Annotated in this window: 1 protein-coding gene; it reads right to left on the bottom strand. The window is 79.3% G+C overall.

Annotated elements, in window-relative coordinates; translation table 11 throughout:
- Nucleotides 1-177: 177 nt before the first annotated feature.
- Nucleotides 178-541: PucR family transcriptional regulator (locus ACWJ6R_RS37825; protein ID WP_449066781.1), on the bottom strand; the 364-nt coding region annotated here is incomplete at its 5' end.

Consider the following 541-nt stretch of genomic DNA (forward strand, 5'->3'; position numbering starts at 1 on the left):
CGCCGCCTCGGCGGCTGATCCCCCTCGGTCAGGCGTCCTGCGGGGCCCGTTGCGGGGCGGGCGGTCCACCCGGTCCCGCATGGGCCACGGGATCTGGACGGGGCGGGCGGTCCGCCCGGTCCTGCGCGGGCTCCAGGAGCCGGACGGGGCGGGCCCCTCCGCATGATCCCGCGCGGGCTACAGGAGCCGGGCGGCCTTGAGGGAGAGGTGCACCAGCAGCCGGACCTCCCCGTCCGCCAGGTCGCGTCCGGTGAGCCGCTCGGCCTTGCCCAGCCGGTAGTAGAGCGTCTGGCGGTGCACGCCCAGCGCGGCGGCGGCCTCCTGGACGTGCCCGGCCCGATCGAGGTAGCCCTCCACGGTCCGGGCCAGTTCGGGGTCGGCCGCCAGCGCGGCGGTCTCCCCGGCCAGCTCGCGCAGGTCGGCCGGGGCCAGGCGGAGCAGCGCCCGGTAGACCCCCAGACCGGACCAGGCCGCCACCGGGGCCAGGTCCGGCACCCGGACGGCCGCCGGAGCGCGCCCACCGCCTCCCGCCAGCTCAGCC

It is taken from the genome of Planomonospora algeriensis (assembly GCF_977012225.1).